We start from the raw sequence: 1798 nt of genomic DNA, 5'->3' as shown, positions 1-1798 counted from the left end.
CGGGCCGCGCCGGCCTCCTCGCGGCGGCGGGCCTGCACCAGCGCGTCGTTGCGCGGGTAGCCCACCCGCAGCAGGGTGCGTTCGGGCAGGCGGAAGGCGCGCGCCAGGGTGCGCACATCGTGCTCGGAGCGCACCAGGAACCGGTCGAAGCGGTCCAGGGCCTGCTGCTGCTGGGCCTGCTGCCGGCGGGTGAGGGTCTTTTGCGCGGGCTGGTCGAAGCCCATCTTCTTCAGCGCCGAGCCGTGCCAGGTCTGCAGATAGGTCGTCTCCTTCCGCTTGGCCAGACGCAGCGGGAAACTCTGGTTGTCCACCCAGAACTCCGCCTGGGCCAGCGCCTTGAGATACGGCAGCGACCAGCGGCGCACCAGCGTCGCGTCCTTGGGGAAGGGCCCCGGGTCCCCGGCATGGGACCAGTAGGCCTCGAACTCCAGGCCCTGGCGGCGCATCTGCTCATACAGCGCCCGCGGGCTGTCGCTGTACTGGCGGCCCAGATGGCTTTCGAAGACCACCGTGCGTTTTTTGACCGGCAGCCGCAAGAACACCTCGTGATACGCCCGCAGTTTCGCATCCCCCGACGTCAGCGTCCGGCGCAGCGCCCGGGCCCGGCGGTAGCCGGACTTCGCCAGCGCCCCGGGCCGGCCCTGCACCGAACGGGTGATCAGCTCCCGGGTGCGTTCGTGCTGCGGCTGCGAGCCCACCAGCTCAAAGGCCAGATGCCCGCGGCCGGTGACCTGCGGGCGCACCTGGTCGGCGACCCGGCGCGTCAGCCACGGACGCACCGCCACCGCCCCGCCCGCGACCTCGGCCTCGGCCTCGGTGCCGGCCACGCTCAGCCGGGTGGTGGTGCGCCGCCCGTCCGCCTCCAGCACCAGGCGCACATCCCAGACGGTATCGAGCAGGCCCAGCGGCCGCAGCCGCCCGCCGAGATCGGCGAACGTCTCCCAGCGCACCACCGCCCCGGCATGACACACCGAGTCCACCGCGAAGGTGAACTCCTGCAGCCCGCGCCGGCGCGCCCGAAACCGCAGCTCCGCCCGCAGTTCGGCGTCCGCCCCGATGACGCCCAACGGGTTGGTGACCTCCCCCGCCAGCCGCACCCCGCCCTCCGGCCCGGCCGCGAACGCGGTCAGACGGTTGCGCAAGAACATCTGCTCCAGCGACCGGGTGTGATAGCCCAGCGCGGTCACCTCCAGCACCTGCCGGCCCAGCGGATCCTGCAGGTGCTCGGCACACCAGTACACCCGCCCCTCCCGCTCGGCCAGCGCCACCGTCACCTTGCCCGGATTCAACAGCGCATCGACCGCCGGCAGCAGATGCGCCCAGTCCCCGCGCCGCAGCAGATACGCACAGATCGCCTGCAGCGGCTGCGCCCGCCCATAGGCCTGCGGATCCAGCGTGGCCAGATACTGCGCCGCCAGCCGCGCGAACTCCCGCCGGTAGGCCTCGTCCCGAAACGGCAGATCCCGCAGATGCAGCACCAGATCATGCTTGAGGAACTTCACGTCCTTGGCCCGCCGCAGCTCCGTCAGCCCCCGCTCGGCCAGCATCGCATCGATCCGCCGGTGCACCTCCAGACGGTGCTCGAAATTGGTCATCTCATGACGGCGGTTGGTCACCGACTTCACCGCCGCCGCCTGATGCACATGCCAGAAATACACCTGGTTGGGAATCAGCGTGATCCGCCCCGCCGCCAGATACACCTCCGCAATGAACTGCAGATCCTCATAGAACATCCCCTTGGGAAACCGCAGCCCGTGCTCCAGCAGAAACTCCCGCCGGTAACACTTGTTCGTCGACA

1 protein-coding gene is annotated in these 1798 nt (G+C 70.4%); it reads right to left on the bottom strand.

All coding sequences use genetic code 11. The features are described from left to right. The coding region (locus tag ACH4EB_RS38605) for a CDP-glycerol glycerophosphotransferase family protein (RefSeq protein WP_398353214.1) at positions 1 to 1798 on the bottom strand (1798 nt) is incomplete at both ends.

The sequence above is a fragment of the Streptomyces sp. NPDC018045 genome (assembly GCF_044327445.1).
Lineage (GTDB): Bacteria > Actinomycetota > Actinomycetes > Streptomycetales > Streptomycetaceae > Streptomyces.
Note: the sequence above shows the minus strand (reverse complement) of the source record. Positions and strands in the feature narration are given on the sequence as shown.